Origin of the sequence: Micromonospora sediminimaris (assembly GCF_016863575.1) — a bacterium.
GTDB classification, from domain to species: Bacteria; Actinomycetota; Actinomycetes; order Mycobacteriales; family Micromonosporaceae; genus Micromonospora; species Micromonospora sediminimaris.
This window is the reverse complement of sequence record NZ_BOPD01000007.1, coordinates 313,263-329,186: the sequence shown is the minus strand read 5'-3', so window position 1 is coordinate 329,186 and position 15,924 is coordinate 313,263. Positions and strand designations below refer to the sequence as shown.

The 15,924-nt window shown below is 69.9% G+C and carries 15 protein-coding genes; 4 read left to right on the top strand and 11 right to left on the bottom strand.

Annotated elements, in window-relative coordinates; translation table 11 throughout:
* Positions 1-132: 132 nt before the first annotated feature.
* The 8 genes from Vse01_RS05420 to Vse01_RS05385 are packed head-to-tail and all read right to left on the bottom strand — an operon-like array spanning position 133 to position 6,817.
* Entirely contained in the window at positions 133-552 is a 420-nt protein-coding gene (locus Vse01_RS05420) for a metal-sulfur cluster assembly factor (protein WP_093401433.1), read from the bottom strand.
* A complete protein-coding gene (gene sufU / locus Vse01_RS05415) occupies positions 549-1,025 on the bottom strand; it encodes a Fe-S cluster assembly sulfur transfer protein SufU (protein ID WP_093401434.1) in 477 nt (158 codons plus the stop codon). The genes Vse01_RS05420 and sufU overlap by 4 nt, the downstream gene beginning before the upstream one ends.
* Positions 1,025-2,329 carry a cysteine desulfurase gene (locus Vse01_RS05410; RefSeq protein ID WP_093401435.1) on the bottom strand — a complete coding sequence of 435 codons (1,305 nt, stop codon included), beginning with the start codon at positions 2,327-2,329 and terminating at the stop codon, positions 1,025-1,027. Before Vse01_RS05410 ends, sufU begins: the two co-directional genes overlap by 1 nt.
* A gap of 27 nt (positions 2,330-2,356) precedes the next feature.
* The gene (gene sufC, locus Vse01_RS05405; RefSeq protein WP_093401436.1) at positions 2,357-3,130 is read right to left on the bottom strand and encodes a Fe-S cluster assembly ATPase SufC; all 774 of its coding nucleotides are present in this window, start codon (positions 3,128-3,130) and stop codon (positions 2,357-2,359) included.
* Positions 3,130-3,456, bottom strand: coding sequence for a non-heme iron oxygenase ferredoxin subunit (locus Vse01_RS05400; RefSeq protein WP_093401437.1), 327 nt, complete (start codon positions 3,454-3,456; stop codon positions 3,130-3,132). Before Vse01_RS05400 ends, sufC begins: the two co-directional genes overlap by 1 nt.
* Positions 3,456-4,598 (bottom strand): Fe-S cluster assembly protein SufD, encoded by a 1,143-nt coding sequence (sufD, locus tag Vse01_RS05395; protein WP_093401438.1) that lies wholly within the window; start codon positions 4,596-4,598, stop codon positions 3,456-3,458. Before sufD ends, Vse01_RS05400 begins: the two co-directional genes overlap by 1 nt.
* A gap of 54 nt (positions 4,599-4,652) precedes the next feature.
* Positions 4,653-6,083 (bottom strand): Fe-S cluster assembly protein SufB, encoded by a 1,431-nt coding sequence (gene sufB / locus Vse01_RS05390; protein WP_093401439.1) that lies wholly within the window; start codon positions 6,081-6,083, stop codon positions 4,653-4,655.
* Positions 6,080-6,817: a helix-turn-helix transcriptional regulator gene (locus Vse01_RS05385; RefSeq protein WP_093401609.1), complete on the bottom strand. Its 738-nt coding sequence runs from the start codon at positions 6,815-6,817 to the stop codon at positions 6,080-6,082. Before Vse01_RS05385 ends, sufB begins: the two co-directional genes overlap by 4 nt.
* Before the next feature lie 178 nt (positions 6,818-6,995).
* On the opposite strand from Vse01_RS05385, the gene Vse01_RS05380 reads away from it, so the two are divergent.
* Positions 6,996-7,949 carry a COX15/CtaA family protein gene (locus Vse01_RS05380; protein ID WP_093401440.1) on the top strand — a complete coding sequence of 318 codons (954 nt, stop codon included), beginning with the start codon at positions 6,996-6,998 and terminating at the stop codon, positions 7,947-7,949.
* Positions 7,950-7,988: 39 nt separating this feature from the next.
* Here Vse01_RS05380 and Vse01_RS05375 read toward each other — a convergent pair whose 3' ends face one another.
* The 3 genes from Vse01_RS05375 to Vse01_RS05365 form a co-directional block, all read right to left on the bottom strand.
* Complete coding sequence (locus Vse01_RS05375; protein ID WP_093401441.1) at positions 7,989-8,918, bottom strand: ATP-grasp domain-containing protein; 930 nt, start codon at positions 8,916-8,918, stop codon at positions 7,989-7,991.
* Positions 8,919-8,924: 6 nt separating this feature from the next.
* Positions 8,925-9,260, bottom strand: a complete 336-nt coding sequence (locus Vse01_RS05370) for a hypothetical protein (RefSeq protein WP_093401442.1) — start codon at positions 9,258-9,260, stop codon at positions 8,925-8,927.
* Positions 9,261-9,451: 191 nt separating this feature from the next.
* Positions 9,452-10,408, bottom strand: coding sequence for a heme o synthase (locus tag Vse01_RS05365; protein WP_093401443.1), 957 nt, complete (start codon positions 10,406-10,408; stop codon positions 9,452-9,454).
* 289 nt (positions 10,409-10,697) lie between these two features.
* On the opposite strand from Vse01_RS05365, the gene tkt reads away from it, so the two are divergent.
* The 3 genes from tkt (at position 10,698) to zwf (ending at position 15,855) form a co-directional block, all read left to right on the top strand.
* Positions 10,698-12,836, top strand: a complete 2,139-nt coding sequence (gene tkt / locus Vse01_RS05360) for a transketolase (RefSeq protein ID WP_093401444.1) — start codon at positions 10,698-10,700, stop codon at positions 12,834-12,836.
* A gap of 17 nt (positions 12,837-12,853) precedes the next feature.
* A complete protein-coding gene (tal, locus tag Vse01_RS05355) occupies positions 12,854-14,035 on the top strand; it encodes a transaldolase (RefSeq protein ID WP_093401445.1) in 1,182 nt (393 codons plus the stop codon).
* Between the two features lie 248 nt (positions 14,036-14,283).
* Complete coding sequence (gene zwf, locus Vse01_RS05350; protein ID WP_093401446.1) at positions 14,284-15,855, top strand: glucose-6-phosphate dehydrogenase; 1,572 nt, start codon at positions 14,284-14,286, stop codon at positions 15,853-15,855.
* Positions 15,856-15,924 lie beyond the last annotated feature (69 nt).

Sequence of the window (15,924 nt, the reverse complement as noted above, 5' to 3'; positions counted from 1 at the left end):
AGCCCGACGCCACACATTGCGGTATCCCGCAGTCGGGAGTACGGCCCCGGCCGAGAACAAGACGACGTCGGGCGCGACATCCGGTGGATGCCGCGCCCGAGGCGGAACTGTTGAGCCTGCCCGGAGGAACTGTCAGACGTTGAAGCCGAGAGAGCGGAGCTGGTCGCGGCCCTCGTCGGTGATCTTGTCGGGGCCCCACGGGGGGAGCCAGACCCAGTTGATCCGGATGTCGTCGACCAGACCACCGCCGGGCCCGGTGGTCAGCGCCTGGCGGGCCTGGTCCTCGATCACGTCGGTGAGCGGGCAGGCCGCCGAGGTCAACGTCATGTCCAGGGTGGCGACGTTCTGATCGTCGACGTGCACGCCGTACACCAGGCCGAGGTCGACCACGTTGATGCCCAGCTCCGGGTCGACGACGTCCTTCATCGCCTCTTCGATGTCGGCGACGGCGGCCTTGCCGCCGGTCGGCGCGACGCTGCCGTCAGCCACCGGGCCGGTGGCCGTGCCTTCACCGGCCGCCGAGGTCGCCTCGGTCGCAGTGTTCTCGCTCATGCCTTCACCTCCGTCGGGCTCGCGCCCACACCGGCGCGTGCCGCGGCGTCCTTGAACGCCATCCACGGCAACAGCGCGCACTTGACCCGGGCGGGGTAGCGGGCGACGCCCTCGAACGCCACCCCGTCACCGAGCACGTCCTCGTCCGGCGTGACCTGACCACGACCGGACATCAGCGCCAGAAACGCCTCGTGCACCTCGAACGCCTCCGTCGCGCCCCGGCCGGTCAGCAGCTCGTGCAGCACGCTGGCGGACGCCTGGCTGATCGAACAGCCCATCCCGTCGTACGACACGTCGTGCAGCGTCGCACCGTCGGTGGCCACCCGGACGGTGATCTCGTCCCCACAGGTCGGGTTGACGTGGTGCGCCTCGCCGACCCGGTCGGCCGGATCCTCGGCGTCGCGCAGCCCGCGACCGTGCGGGTGCTTGTAGTGGTCCAGGATGATCTCCTGGTACAGCGACTCAAGCTGCATCAGCAGAACACCTTCCGCACCTGCTCCAGGCCCGCCACCAGCGCGTCGATCTCCTCGGTCGTCGTGTAGAGGTAGAACGAGGCCCGGGTGGTGGCCGGCACCCCGAACCGGGTGCAGACCGGGCGGGCGCAGTGATGGCCCACCCGCACCTGCACGCCGAGGGAGTCGAGCACCTGACCCACGTCGTGCGGGTGCACGTCGCCGAGCGCGAACGAGATGGTGCCGCCCCGGCCGACCGGCACCTCCGGGCCGAAGATCCGCAGGCCGGGCACGGTGCCCAGGGCGTCCAGCGCGTACGCGGTCAGCTGCTTCTCGTGCCACTGGATCGCCCGCATGCCGATGCCGGAGAGATAGTCCACTGCCGCGCCGAGCGCGACCGCCTCGGCGATCGGCGGGGTACCGGCCTCGAACCGGGCCGGTGGCGCGGCGTACGTGGAGCCGCCCATCGTCACCGTTTCGATCATCGAACCGCCACCGAACACCGGCGGCATCGCCGCCAGCAGCTCCATGCGGCCCCAGAGGACGCCGATCCCGGTCGGTCCGCACATCTTGTGCCCGGTGAAGACGATGAAGTCCGCGTCCAGGTCGACCACGTCGATCGGCATGTGCGGCACCGACTGCGAGCAGTCCAGCAGCAGCAGCGCCCCCACCTCGCGGACCCGGGCGGTGATCCGCGAGGTGGCGTTGACGGTGCCGAGGATGTTGGACATGTGCACCAGTGAGACGATCTTCGTCCGCTCGTTGACCAGGTCGGTCAGGCCCGACTCGTCCAGCCGGCCGTTGTCGGTGACCGGGAACCAGCGCAGCGTCGCGCCGGTACGTTCGGCCAGCAACTGCCACGGGACGATGTTCGAGTGGTGCTCCATCTCGGAGATGACGATCTCGTCACCCGGCCCGAGGCGGAGCCGAGGGTCGGCGTCCGCCCGCAGCGAGGCGTTGGAGAACGCGTACGCCACGATGTTGATCGCCTCGGTGGAGTTCTTGGTGAAGACCACCTCGTCGACGCTCGGCGCGTTGACGAACGTGGCGACCTTCGCCCGGGCCCCTTCGTACGCCTCGGTCGCCTCGGTGCCGAGCGTGTGCACCGAGCGGGACACGTTCGCGTTGTGCCGGGCGTAGTGTTCGGCCAGCACGTCGAGCACCTGGCGCGGCTTGTGCGAGGTGTTGGCGCTGTCCAGGTAGACAAGCGGATGCCCGTTGACCTCCCGATCGAGGATCGGGAAGTCGGCGCGTACCGCCGTCACGTCGTAGCGGGGCACGTCGTCGTACTGCGGCATCCCCGGCGGGATCGCGATGGTGGTCATCGTCGTGACCGCCCCTTCCTTCGCAGATCAGACCCGCGCCGGACCGGCCCCGGCCGCGTACCGCTCGTAGCCGGACTCCTCAAGCTTGTCGGCCAGTTCCGGGCCGCCCTGCTCGACGATCCGACCGGCGACGAAGACGTGCACGAAGTCGGGCTTGATGTAGCGCAGGATCCGGGTGTAGTGGGTGATCAGCAGCAGGCCGGTGTCGCCGGTGTCGCGCACCCGGTTCACGCCCTCACTCACCACGCGCAGCGCGTCCACGTCGAGGCCGGAGTCGGTCTCGTCAAGGATGGCCATCTTCGGCTTGAGCAGCTCCAACTGCACGATCTCGTGGCGCTTCTTCTCACCGCCGGAGAAGCCCTCGTTGACGTTGCGCTGGGCGAAGGCCGGGTCCATGTGCAACCGCTCCATGGCACCGCGCAGTTCGCCGCCCCAGGTGCGCAGCTTCGGCGCTTCGCCGTCGATGGCGGTCTTGGCGGTACGCAGGAAGTTCGCCACCGACACGCCGGGCACCTCGACCGGGTACTGCATGGCGAGGAAGAGGCCGGCGCGGGCCCGCTCGTCGACGGACATCTCCAGGACGTCCTCGCCGTCCAGGGTCACCGAGCCGCCGGTGATCTCGTACTTCGGGTGGCCGGCGACGGAGTACGCCAGGGTCGACTTGCCGGAGCCGTTCGGGCCCATGATGGCGTGGGTCTCCCCCGACTTCACGGTCAGGTCGACACCGTGCAGGATCGGCTTGAGCTCACCCTCGGGCAGCTTCACCGACACCTGTAGGTCGCGGATCTCCAGGGTGCTCATTATCGGGTCACTCCATTGCTCGGCGTCAGACTGACGTAGATGTCACCGTCGCGGACTTCGACGGGGTAGACGGGTACGGGTTCGGTGGCGGGCAGCCCGGTCGGCTCGCCGGTACGCAGATCGAAACGGGAGCCGTGCAGCCAGCACTCAAGCGTGCAGCCTTCGACCTCGCCCTCGGAGAGCGCCACGGCCGCGTGCGAGCACTCGTCGAACACGGCGTAGAACTGGTCGTCCTCGCCGTGCACGAGCGCGATCTGGGTGCCGTCGACGTCCGCGCTGATCGCGGTGCCCTTCGGCACGTCCTCGCTGGCGCAGATGCGGATCATCAGGCGCCCGCCTTCGTCAGCCGCGCCTCGATAGCGTCCCCCAGCCGCTCACGCAGGGACTCCACCGGGATCTTGTTCAGCAGCTCGGCGAAGAAGCCGCGCACCACCAGCCGGCGCGCCTCGGCCTCCGGGATGCCCCGGGCCATCAGGTAGAACAACTGCTCGTCGTCGAAGCGGCCGGTGGCGCTGGCGTGACCGGCACCGGCGATCTCGCCGGTCTCGATCTCCAGGTTCGGCACGGAGTCGGCCCGGGCACCGTCGGTGAGCAGCAGGTTCCGGTTGATCTCGTACGTGTCGGTGCCGGTCGCCTCGGCCCGGATCAGCACGTCGCCGACCCAGACGGTACGGGCGCTCTCCCCCTGCAACGCGCCCCGGTAGCCGACGTAGCTGCGGCAGTCCGGCACGGTGTGGTCGACCAGCTGGCGGTGCTCCTGGTGCTGGCCGGAGTCGGCGAAGTAGAGGCCGTACAGCTCGGCCTCGCCACCGCGGTCGGTGTACTCGACAGTGGTGTACTGCCGGACCAGATCGCCACCGAGGGTGACCTGAACGTGCAGCACCCGCGCGTCGCGCCCCAACCGCACCTTGAGGTGCTGCGCCTGCACCGCGTCGTCAGCCCAGTCGGCCACGGTGACCAGGGTGAGCTTCGCCCCGTCGCCCACCGACACCTCGACGTTGTCCGCGAGGGTGGCCGAGCCGACGTGCTCCAGTACCAGGATCGCCTCGGCGAACCGGCCCACCTCGATGACCGTGTGCCCGAAGGCCAGGCCCTCGACGCCCGCACCGACCGCCCGGAGAATCGCCGGACCGCTGATCACCGCGTCCTGCGCCACCCGGACCAGCAGCGCCTGCTCCGCCCCGCCGTAGGCCAGCGCGCTGACCCGGTCGAACGGGGTGAGCACGCTGCCGACCCGTGGGTCGTCGCGGCCGACCCGCTCCACGGACACGCCCTCGGGCAGATCGGCGTACTCGTGCCGGACCGTGCCGGTGGCGGTCGGATCGTCGCCGACCAGCCCGCGCAGCCGCTTGAGCGGGGTGAAACGCCACTCCTCCTCCAGGCCGGTCAGGGCCGGGAAGGCGGCGACATCGTACGAACGCAGCGCCTGCGACTTGGTGCTGGGCGGCGCGGAAGCCTGGGTAGTCATCTCGTCCTTGTTTGTGTCTACGACGACGGTGTCCGGTGCTCTGGTGGGCCAGGGTCAGCCGACCGCGCCCTCCATCTGCAGCTCGATCAGGCGGTTGAGCTCCAGGGCGTACTCCATGGGCAGTTCCTTGGCGATCGGCTCGATGAAGCCGCGCACGATCATCGCCATCGCCTCGTCCTCGCTCAGGCCCCGGCTCATCAGGTAGAAGAGCTGGTCCTCGCTGACCTTGGAGACGGTCGCCTCGTGCCCCATCGACACGTCGTCCTCGCGGATGTCGACGTACGGGTAGGTGTCGGAGCGGGAGATGGTGTCCACCAGCAGGGCGTCGCACTTGACCGTGCTGGCGCTGCTGTACGAGCCCTCCAGCACCTGCACCAGCCCCCGGTACGAGGTCCGGCCGCCGCCCCGGGCGATCGACTTCGACACGATGGTGCTGCTGGTGTGCGGTGCCGCGTGCACCATCTTGGCGCCGGCGTCCTGGTGCTGCCCCTCGCCGGCCATCGCCACCGAGAGCACCTCGCCCTTGGCGTGCTCGCCGGTCATGTAGACCGCCGGGTACTTCATGGTGACCTTGGAGCCGATGTTGCCGTCGATCCACTCCATGGTCGCGCCCTCGTGGCACACGGCGCGCTTGGTGACCAGGTTGTAGACGTTGTTCGACCAGTTCTGGATGGTCGTGTAACGGCACCGGGCGTTCTTCTTGACGACGATCTCCACCACCGCGCTGTGCAGCGAGTCCGAGGAGTAGATGGGCGCGGTGCAGCCCTCGACGTAGTGCACGTACGCACCCTCGTCGACGATGATCAGCGTCCGCTCGAACTGGCCCATGTTCTCGGTGTTGATCCGGAAGTACGCCTGTAGCGGGATCTCCACGTGCACACCCTTCGGCACGTAGATGAACGAGCCGCCGGACCACACGGAGGTGTTCAGCGCGGCGAACTTGTTGTCGCCGACCGGGATCACCGTGCCGAAGTACTCCTTGAACAGATCCTCGTGCTCCTTGAGGGCGGTGTCGGTGTCGAGGAAGACGACACCCTGCTCCTCCAGGTCCTCACGGATCTTGTGGTAGACCACCTCGGACTCGTACTGGGCGGCGACACCGGCGACGAGGCGCTGCTTCTCCGCCTCCGGGATGCCCAGCTTGTCGTAGGTGTTCTTGATGTCCTCGGGCAGGTCCTCCCAGCTGGCGGCCTGCTTCTCGGTGGAGCGTACGAAGTACTTGATGTTGTCGAAGTCGATCCCGGTGAGGTCGGCGCCCCAGGCCGGCATCGGCTTGCGCTCGAACAGCCGCAGGCCCTTCAGGCGCAGGTCGAGCATCCAGGCCGGCTCGTTCTTCTTGGCCGAGATGTCCCGCACCACCGCCTCGTTGAGGCCGCGCTGAGCCGAGGCTCCGGCGACGTCCGGGTCGGCCCAGCCGTACTCGTAGTTGCCCAGGGCGGCGAGCTGCTCCTCCTGGGTCAGGGGCTGGACGATCTGCTCGGTCATCTATCTGTCCTCACAGTGGTGACGGTCTTACCGGACTGGGCGTGCGGCGAACCCGGGATGTGCGTGGTGCACACCCCGTCGCCGTGCGCGATGGTGGCCAGGCGCTGCACGTGGGTACCGACCAGGCGGGAGATCACCGTGGTCTCGGCCTCGCACAGTTGGGGAAACTCGGCGGCCACGTGCGCCACCGGGCAGTGGTGCTGGCAGAGCTGGCCGCCGGAGGCGATCGTGGAGGCACTGGCAGCGTATCCCTCGGCGGTCAGCGCCGCGGCGAGAGCCTCGGCACGGGCCATCGGATCGTCGCCGGCGTCGGCCAGCGCGGCCTGACAGCGTGTCTCCAGGGCGGCCACCTGCTCGGCGGCGAAGCGCTCCACCGCCTGCGTGCCACCGGTGCGGGCGATCCAGCGCAGCGCGGCGGTGGCCATGTTGTCGTAGTGGTGGGTGCCACACCGGCTGCGGGCGGCATCAGTGAGCAGGAACACCTTTGCCGGCCGGCCCCGCCCGCGGTGACCGCGTACGGTCTGCTCACGGGCCACGACGTCGCCGTCGGCGAGCATCGCGTCCAGGTGCCGGCGGATCGCCGCCGGGCTCAGCCCGAGCGCGTCGCCCAACTGCGCGGCGGTCGCGGCGCGGCGTTCCAGGAGCAGCAGGGTGACCCGGTCCCGGGTCGACGGCTCACTGGCGAGCGTGCCGGCCGGAGCCGGCTGCTCAGGCGTGACGTCGGCACCTGACAGCGACCGGCCGGCGACCACAGCGGTCGTCGGCTGGTGCCCGGTGAGCGCCGCCGCCTTTTTCACAACGCCCACGTTACGTAATTCGACCAGGGCCCGCAAACGTGACCCCGGTGATCCGAACCACCGCACGGGCGGAGTCACCCGATCGGCGACAACTACGTTGCGTAGGATTCGCTTCGTGAAGCGACCCGACCGCTCCCTGGTCTCCCGCACCCTGCTGCGTCGCCTGGCGTTCGCCAACATCGTCGCGAACGCCGCGATCGTCGTCACCGGCGGGGCGGTGCGGTTGACCGCCTCCGGGTTGGGCTGCCCCACCTGGCCCCGGTGCACCGACGAGTCGTACACCACCACCGCCGAGATGGGCATGCACGGGGTGATCGAGTTCGGCAACCGCCTGCTCACCTTCGTGCTGGTGCTGATCGCGGGCGCGACCCTGCTGGCCGTGCTGGCGTACCGTCCCCGGCGTCGCGGTGCGGCGCCCCTGGCGCTGGCCGTTGTGCTCGGCATCGTGGCGCAGGCGGTGATCGGCGGGATCACCGTCCGCACCCAGTTGCATCCCTCGATCGTGGGCATTCACTTCGTGGTGTCGATGCTGCTGCTGCTCGTCGCGTACGCCCTGTGGCGTCGGGTGAGCGAGCCGGACGGCCGCAAGGTGCCGGTGGTGCCGCCGGCGCTGCGGTCCCTGACCTGGATCACCCTGGTGGCCAGCGCGGCGGTCATCGTTGTCGGGGTGGCGGTGACCGGCAGCGGCCCGCACGCGGGCGACGCGGACGCCGTCCGCAACGGCCTGGACCCGCAGACGATCTCCCAGGTCCACGCCGACCTGGTGTTCCTGCTCGTCGGCCTGACCGTGGGGCTGTGGCTGGCGCTGCGCGCGGTCGGCGCACCGGCGCGGGCCGTCCGGGCCGCGCTGACCCTGCTCCTGGTCGAGCTGGGGCAGGGGGTGATCGGCTTCGTGCAGTACTTCACAAACCTGCCGGCGCTGCTGGTCGGCCTGCACATGCTCGGCTCCTGCCTGGTCTGGCTCGCCACCCTCGCCCTGCTCTGGTCAACCCACGAACGCCACCCCACCCAACTCCCCCACCCTCAGACCCCCACCGAAACCCTGACCCCCGCCCGAGCTTCTAGTTGATCATGAGGCTAGCGGCACCTGAGAAGATCAACCTTATGATCAACGAGAAGGGGTGGGGTGGGACAGCTGGGTGAGGATGGCGTCGGCCAGGCGGTCGGGGGCGTGGTCGGCGTGGGCGAGGAAGAGTGAGGGCTCGGTCAGTTCGAGTTCCACGAGCACCGGGGCGCCGTCGGCAGCGGGGATCAGGTCGACCCGGGCGTAGAGCAGGCGCTCGGTCCCGCCGGGCACGGCCGCGAGGGCTTGCGCGGCGACGGCGAGCTGCGCCGGCTGGGCGGTGCGGGCGCTGGTCTCCTCGGCCCCGTTCAGCACGCCGTCACCCTGCTCCGGCCCGGTCAGTATCGGCCCCTTACGGACGGCGTGGCTGAAGGTCAGCCCGGCCGGGCCGGCGAGGAAGAGCAGCGCGGTCTCACCGACGGTGTCGACCGCGCTCAGGTACGGCTGGACCATGGCCACCCGACCGGTCGCGCCGAGCCTACGTACGTGGGCCGCCGCGAGATCCCGGTGCTCCGGGCCGGCCAGGTCGTAACGGCCGGTGCCCCGGCTGCCCGCGCTCACCGTCGGTTTGATGACGTACTCACCACCGTCGGCGGGCGGCTGCCACGGCTCGCCGGGCGACACCCAGCCGGTGGGGACGGTGGGCACACCGGCCGTGCACAACTCGTCGAGGTAGCGCTTGTCGGTGTTCCAGCGCACCACGTCGGCCGGGTTGACCAGCCGCGGTACCCGCGCCGTCCAGGCGAGAAACTCGTCCCGGCGGAACGTGTAGTCCCAGGTCGAGCGGAGCACGGCCAGGTCGTAGCCGGCCCAGTCGATTGCCGGGTCGTCCCAGACGACGGGTTCGGCGACGATCCCCCGGGCGGCCAGCGGGGCCACCACCAGACGATCGTCGTCGTGCAGGTCGGCCAGGTCAGTGCAGGTAATGAGAGCGACCCGGGGTTTCCCCCGGGTCGGCTGGTGGTGATCGGTCAATTTATCTCAACGGGCCATCGTGCGGCGGGCCATCGAACGCCAGAGGTCGTTGCTCGGGCGCATCTGGTCCATCAGTTCCCGTTCCCAGGCGTTCTCCACGGCGACCCCGGCCTGCGCGCAGGCCTCGCGGGCGGTCACCGTGTCCTCGGCGAACTGGTCGCCCCACGCGCCGTCGGCGCCCACCAGGACGATGCGGGCACCGCGCTTGCCGACGTACTCGATGACCGCCTTCGCCCCGCCGTGCTCGGCGGCGAACGACTTGATGCCCGCGACCAACCCGTTGGGGGTCTGCCCGGAGGCGGTCTGATCAGTCGTCAGCGTCGTATCGGAACCATCTGCCATAACGTGAAGACTAAGCAGAGGTGCACTCGGAAGGGCGAGAACCATCAACCTTTTGTGATACCCATTACCCGCAGGTTTAAGGAAGACCAAAGACGTTTCGCCCGTATTTATCAGCACCAAACCGGGTCAATCGGAACGCAAAACGTCACCAAGCGGGCTTCGCAGGGTTGGGGGTCCGGCGCGGTCAGCCGTCAAAGCAGGGCGTCGAGGGCCGCGGCGGCGAAGACGATGGTCAGGTACGACGTCGACCAGTGGAACAGCCGCATCGGCTTGACCGGCTCGCCCCGACGAGCCCGACCGGCGAGCCGGTGCGCCTCGGCCAGGAAGATCGCGCCGACCACAAGCGTCGGGACGCCGTAGACCGCGCTCAGCCCCAACGCCCACACGGCCAGCGAGGTCAGCACGGTCAGCCAGGCGAACAGCACGATCTCGGCGTTGACCCGCCGGACCGAGGCGACCACCGGGAGCATCGGGATGCCGGCCCGCGCGTAGTCGTCCTTGTACTTCATGGCCAATGGGTAGAAGTGCGGCATCTGCCAGAAGAAGACCACCCCGAACAACGCCCACGCCACCGGCGACAGGGAGCCGGTCACCGCGGCCCAGCCGATCAACACCGGCGCGGCGCCGCAGGCGCCGCCCCAGAAGGTGTTCGCCGTCGTCGTGCGCTTGAGCCACAGGGTGTAGACGACGTCGTAGTAGACGATCGCGGCCAGCGTGAGCCCGGCGGCGAGCAGATTGGTGAAGACCGCCATCAAGGCGACCGAGACCACCGCCAGCACCAGACCGAAGACCAGCGCGTTGCGGGGCGTCACGGTGTGCGCCGGCAGCGGACGTCGCTTCGTCCGCCGCATCAACTGGTCGATGTCCCGGTCGATGTAGCAGTTGAGCACGCTGGCCGCGCCCGCCGCGAGCGAGCCACCGACAAGCACCACCGCGACCAGCCACAGCGAGGGCAACCCGCCATCCGCGAGCATCATCGCCGGCACCGTGGTGACCAGCAGCAACTCGACGATCCGCGGCTTGGTAAGCGTCACGTACGCCGCCACCACCGCCCGCAGGTCGCGGGGGCGGGCTGGGGTCTCCCCGGCCGTACGCACCGGCGGCTGCCCGGCAGGGTTACTGACGGGGCGCTCGGTGATCATGCTCACGGATTGCCACCTTCCGGCGTCGGGAGGGGAGGTCACGGCGGCGGGACCGACTCGGGTCCACACACCGACCCACACACTACGCGTCGTCGTTTTGGCTGCCCGGGCGACCCGGCAACGGTGCCAGTCGTCACACCGGAGGCTGGCGGGCGGGCCCGCGACGAGGGTGAACCGCGAAGCGCACCCGAAACGTACAGACCAGCATGCTGAGATCCTCGGGCGCACGTTTAGCCGCGCTCGATAGGGTCACCACTGAGGGTTCCGCCCATCTCGCCGAGGAGCACAAACCACCGTGGCTGCCAACCGACCCGCGCACCCCGCACTTGACTGGTCCGACCTCGACCGCCGTGCCGTGGACACCGTCCGCGTACTGGCCATGGATGCCGTGGAGAAATCCGGCAACGGCCACCCGGGCACCGCGATGAGTCTCGCCCCCGCGGCGTACCTGCTGTTCAACCGGGTGATGCGGCACAACCCCGCCGATCCGAACTGGCCCGGCCGGGACCGCTTCGTGCTCTCCGCCGGGCACTCCAGCCTGACGCTCTACATCCAGCTCTTCCTCGCCGGCTACCCGCTCAGCCTGGACGACCTCAAGTCGCTGCGGCAGTGGGGTTCACTCACCCCGGGGCACCCCGAGCACGGGCACACCCCGGGTGTGGAGACCACCACGGGCCCGCTCGGGCAGGGCCTGGGCAACGCCGTCGGCATGGCGATGGCGGCGCGGCGCGAACGCGGCCTGTTCGACCCGGAGGCCGAGGCCGGTGAGTCCGCCTTCGACCACCACATCTGGTGCATCGCCTCTGACGGCGACATCGAGGAGGGCATCAGCCACGAGGCCAGCGCCCTGGCCGGGCACCAGCAGCTGGGCAACCTCTGCGTGATCTACGACGACAACGAGATCTCGATCGAGGACGACACCCGCATCGCGCTCAGCGAGGACGTCGCGGCCCGCTACGCCGCGTACGGCTGGCACGTGCAGACGGTCGACTGGCGGCGCGGCGACGCCGAGAAGGGCGACTACCACGAGAACGTCGAGGAGCTGTACCAGGCACTGCTGGCCGCCAAGGCGGAGACCGCCCGTCCGTCGTTCATCGCGCTGCGCACCATCATCGGCTGGCCGGCGCCGAACAAGCAGAACACCGGCAAGATCCACGGCTCGGCGCTCGGCGCCGACGAGGTGGCCGCCACCAAGGAGATCCTCGGCTTCGACCCGGCCGGCACCTTCGAGGTCACCGAGGAGGTGCTCGGCCACACCCGGTCGGCGCTGCGGCGTGGCGAGACCGCACAGCAGGAGTGGACGACCACCTTCGACTCGTGGTCGAAGGCCAACCCCGAGCGCCGCGCCCTCTACGACCGGCTGGCCGGCCGGGCGCTGCCCGAGGGCTGGGCCGACGCCCTGCCGGAGTTCCCCGCCGATGCCAAGGGCGTCGCCACCCGGGCCGCCTCCGGCAAGGTGCTGGCCGCGCTCGCGCCGGTGCTGCCCGAGCTGTGGGGCGGCTCCGCCGACCTGGCCGAGAGCAACAACACCACGATGAAGGGCGAGCCCTCCTTCGTGCCCAGCCAGTACGCCACCAAGGAGTTCCCCGGCCACGAGTACGGCCGCACGCTGCACTTCGGCATCCGCGAGCACGCCATGGGCGCGATCCTCAACGGCATCGCCCTGCACGGCGGCACCCGCCCGTACGGCGGTACCTTCCTGGTCTTCAGCGACTACATGCGGCCGTCGGTCCGGTTGGCCGCGTTGATGAAGCTGCCGGTGGTCTACGTCTGGACGCACGACTCCATCGGTCTGGGTGAGGACGGCCCGACCCATCAGCCGGTGGAACACCTGACCGCGCTGCGGTCCATTCCCGGCCTGGACGTGGTTCGCCCGGCCGACGCCAACGAGACCGCCTGGGCCTGGCGGCAGGCCCTGGAGCACACCGACCGGCCGACCGCGTTGGCCCTGAGCCGGCAGGCGCTGCCGACCCTGGACCGCACCCAGCTGGCCGGCGCGGAGGGGGTCGCCAAGGGCGGCTACGTGCTGGCCGAGGCGTCCAACGGCAAGCCCGAGGTGATCATCATCGGGACCGGTTCCGAGGTGCAGCTCTGCCTCACCGCCCGGGAGCGGCTGGAGGCCGACGGCACCCCCACCCGGGTCGTGTCGATGCCGTGCCAGGAGTGGTTCTTCGAGCAGGACGAGGCGTACCGCGAGTCGGTGCTGCCGCGCGGGGTAAAGGCCCGGGTGAGCGTGGAGGCGGGCATCGCGATGTCCTGGCGCGGGATCATCGGCGACTGCGGCGAGAGCGTCAGCATCGAGCACTACGGCGCGAGTGCCCCGCACACCGTGCTCTTCGAGCAGTTCGGCTTCACGCCGGACCGGATCGTCGCCGCCGCGCACGCGGCGCAGACCCGGGTCGGCGACATCACCGGTTTCACGACCGGCAACTGAGGGAGGCGTTGGCGCACATGACGACCGACAGGCTGGGCGAGCTGACCGCCGCGGGAGTGGCGGTCTGGCTCGACGATCTATCCCGGGTACGTCTGAACTCCGGCGGGCTGGACCAGCTGCGCCGGGACAAGCACGTGGTCGGGGTCACCACCAACCCGACCATCTTCGCGAAGGCGTTGAGCGACGCCGACGAGTACGACTGGCAGCTGCGGGACCTGGCCGCCCGGGGCGTCGACGTGGAAGAGGCCGTCCGCATGCTCACCACGTACGACGTGCGGTGGGCCTGCGACGTGATGCGCCCGTCGTACGACGCCAGCGCGGGCGTCGATGGCCGGGTCTCCATCGAGGTGGATCCGCGGCTGGCCCACGATTCGCAACGCACCGTGGCCGAGGCCCGGGCGCTGTGGTGGCTGGTCGACCGGCCGAACCTGTTCATCAAGATCCCGGCGACCGAGGCCGGTCTGCCGGCGATCACCGCGGCGCTGGCCGAGGGGATCAGCGTCAACGTCACGCTCATCTTCGGCCTGGACCGCTACTCCCAGGTGATGGAGGCGTTCCTGGCCGGGCTGGAGCAGGCCAAGGCGAACGGCCACGACCTGAGCACGATCGGCTCGGTGGCCTCGTTCTTCGTCTCCCGGGTCGACAGCGAGGTCGACGCCCGGCTGGAGAAGATCGGCTCCACCGAGGCCAAGGCGCTGCGTGGCAAGGCGGCGGTGGCCAACGCCCGGTTGGCGTTCGAGCGCTACAGCGAGGTCTTCTCCACCGACCGGTGGCGGGCGCTGGCTGACGCCGGTGCCCACCCGCAGCGCCCGCTGTGGGCCTCCACCTCGACCAAGAATCCGGATTACCGGGACGTCATCTACGTCGAGGAGCTGATCGCGCCGGGCACGGTCAACACCATGCCGGAGCCGGTCATCCACGCCTACGCCGAGCACGGCGAGACCCACCCGGACACGGTCACCGGCGCGTACGACGACGCCCGGGGGGTCTTCGCCGCCCTGGAGTCGGTGGGCGTGGACCTGGCCGACGTGATCGCCACCCTGGAGCGGGAGGGTGTGGAGAAGTTCGAGGCGAGCTGGCAGGAACTGCTCGACGGTGTCCGCAAGTCGCTGGCCGCCGCCGGTCAGGGCAGCAGCAGTCCCGGCGACGCCGCCCGGGGCAACGCCGACGCCGCCGCGCGCGCCGGAGGAAACGCGTGACGCTGCCGTCCGGCAGCACCCACGCCGCCACCTGCATCGGGTGGCGGCGTGGGTCGGTGGCGCTACGCGAACGGTTCGCAGGTGGGTAGCTTTCTTCAGACAACCGGTACGGTCGACGTTGATCTACCGGTGCCCGGCAACCCGTACTCCTGTCGGGGAGTCGCCGGCGGTGGCCGGCGTCCCTGGCCGGTCGGTGACGTCCGCTGCCGCACCGGCATCCGACCGATCGGTCGGCGGGCCTTGGCGCGATGGGTCGCTACGGGCATGACGATGGACGACGTGGACGAGCGGAGCGAGGAGGCGGCGTGAACCCGCTGCGCGACCCGCAGGATCGGCGTTTGCCCCGAATTCCGGAGCCATGTGCTCTGGTGATCTTCGGGGTGACCGGTGACCTGGCTCAGAAGAAACTGCTACCTGCGGTCTACGACCTGGCCAACCGGGGGCTGCTGCCGCCCGGCTTCGTGGTCGTCGGGTTCGCCCGGCGGGACTGGGGCGACGGCGATTTCGCTTCGCTGGCCCGCGAGGCGGCAATGGCCCACGCCCGGACCCCGTGGCGGGAGGAGGTGTGGTCGCGACTCGAACACAACATCAAGTTCGTCGGCGGGTCGTTCGACGACGACACCGCCTTTGACAACCTCGCCCGCTGCCTGGACGGTCTGCGCGACAGCCACGGCATCCACGGCAACGCGGCCTTCTACTTCTCCATCCCACCGGCGGCGTTCCCGGTGGTGCTCAAGCAGCTGGCCCGCACCGGCATGGCCGACAACGAGAAGTGCGGCGGTTGGCGCCGGGTGGTGGTGGAGAAGCCGTTCGGCAACGACCTGCCCTCGGCCAAGGCGCTCAACGACCTGGTCGACGACGTCTTCACCCGGCAGGATGTCTTCCGCATCGACCACTACCTGGGCAAGGAGACGGTTCAGAACATCCTCGCCCTACGCTTCGCCAACAGCCTCTTCGAGCCGCTGTGGAACTCGCAGTACGTCGACTCGGTGCAGATCACCATGGCCGAGGACGTGGGTATCGGTAGCCGGGCGGGGTTCTACGACTCGGTCGGCACCGCCCGCGACGTGTTGCAGAACCACCTGCTGCAACTGCTCGCCCTGGTGGCGATGGAGGAGCCGACCAGCTTCGACGCCGACGAGATCCGGGCCGAGAAGCTCAAGGTGCTCAAGGCCATCACGTTGCCGAAGGACGTCACCCAGGGCACGGTACGCGGTCAGTACCTGCCCGGCTGGGTCGGCGGGCAGCGGGCCAGGGGCTACCTGGAGGAGGACGGCGTCCCGTCGACGTCGACCACCGAGACGTACGTGGCGGTGCGGCTGGGCATTCAGAACCGCCGGTGGGCGGAGGTGCCGTTCTACATCCGGGCCGGCAAGCGGCTGCCGCGGCGGGTCACCGAGGTCGCGGTGATGTTCAAGCAGGCGCCGCACCTGCCGTTCAATCCGGCCGACATGGAGATGCTCGGCAACAACCAGCTGGTGATCCGGGTCCAGCCGGACGAGGGCGTGGTGCTCAAGTTCGGTTCGAAGGTGCCCGGCACCACGATGGAGGTCCGCGACATCGCGATGGACTTCCAGTACGGCGAAGCGTTCACCGAGTCCAGCCCGGAGGCGTACGAGCGGCTGGTGCTGGATGTGCTGATCGGCGACCGGACGCTGTTCCCGGACGCCGCCGAGGTCGAGCAGAGCTGGGCCGTGGTGGACCCGCTGGAGCACGCCTGGGAGGGCACCAAGCCCGAGCCCTACCGCTCCGGCGAGTGGGGCCCCCGGGCCGCCGACGAGATGCTGGCCCGCGAGGGCCGGGCCTGGCGGCGGGCGTGAGCGAGCGAAGCGAGCGAACCATCAGGCTCAGCAGCGTGGCGTCTCGCGCCGCCGGTGAGCGGAGCGAGG

Bases quoted from the DNA above. Each gene is read 5' to 3' on its own strand.
- Vse01_RS05420 (WP_093401433.1), bottom strand. From the start codon at position 552: ATGAGCGAGAACACTGCGACCGAGGCGACCTCGGCGGCCGGTGAAGGC.
- sufU (WP_093401434.1), bottom strand. From the start codon at position 1,025: ATGCAGCTTGAGTCGCTGTACCAGGAGATCATCCTGGACCACTACAAG.
- Vse01_RS05410 (WP_093401435.1), bottom strand. From the start codon at position 2,329: ATGACCACCATCGCGATCCCGCCGGGGATGCCGCAGTACGACGACGTG.
- sufC (WP_093401436.1), bottom strand. From the start codon at position 3,130: ATGAGCACCCTGGAGATCCGCGACCTACAGGTGTCGGTGAAGCTGCCC.
- Vse01_RS05400 (WP_093401437.1), bottom strand. From the start codon at position 3,456: ATGATCCGCATCTGCGCCAGCGAGGACGTGCCGAAGGGCACCGCGATC.
- sufD (WP_093401438.1), bottom strand. From the start codon at position 4,598: ATGACTACCCAGGCTTCCGCGCCGCCCAGCACCAAGTCGCAGGCGCTG.
- sufB (WP_093401439.1), bottom strand. From the start codon at position 6,083: ATGACCGAGCAGATCGTCCAGCCCCTGACCCAGGAGGAGCAGCTCGCC.
- Vse01_RS05370 (WP_093401442.1), bottom strand. From the start codon at position 9,260: ATGGCAGATGGTTCCGATACGACGCTGACGACTGATCAGACCGCCTCC.
- tal (WP_093401445.1), top strand. From the start codon at position 12,854: ATGACGACCGACAGGCTGGGCGAGCTGACCGCCGCGGGAGTGGCGGTC.
- zwf (WP_093401446.1), top strand. From the start codon at position 14,284: ATGGGTCGCTACGGGCATGACGATGGACGACGTGGACGAGCGGAGCGA.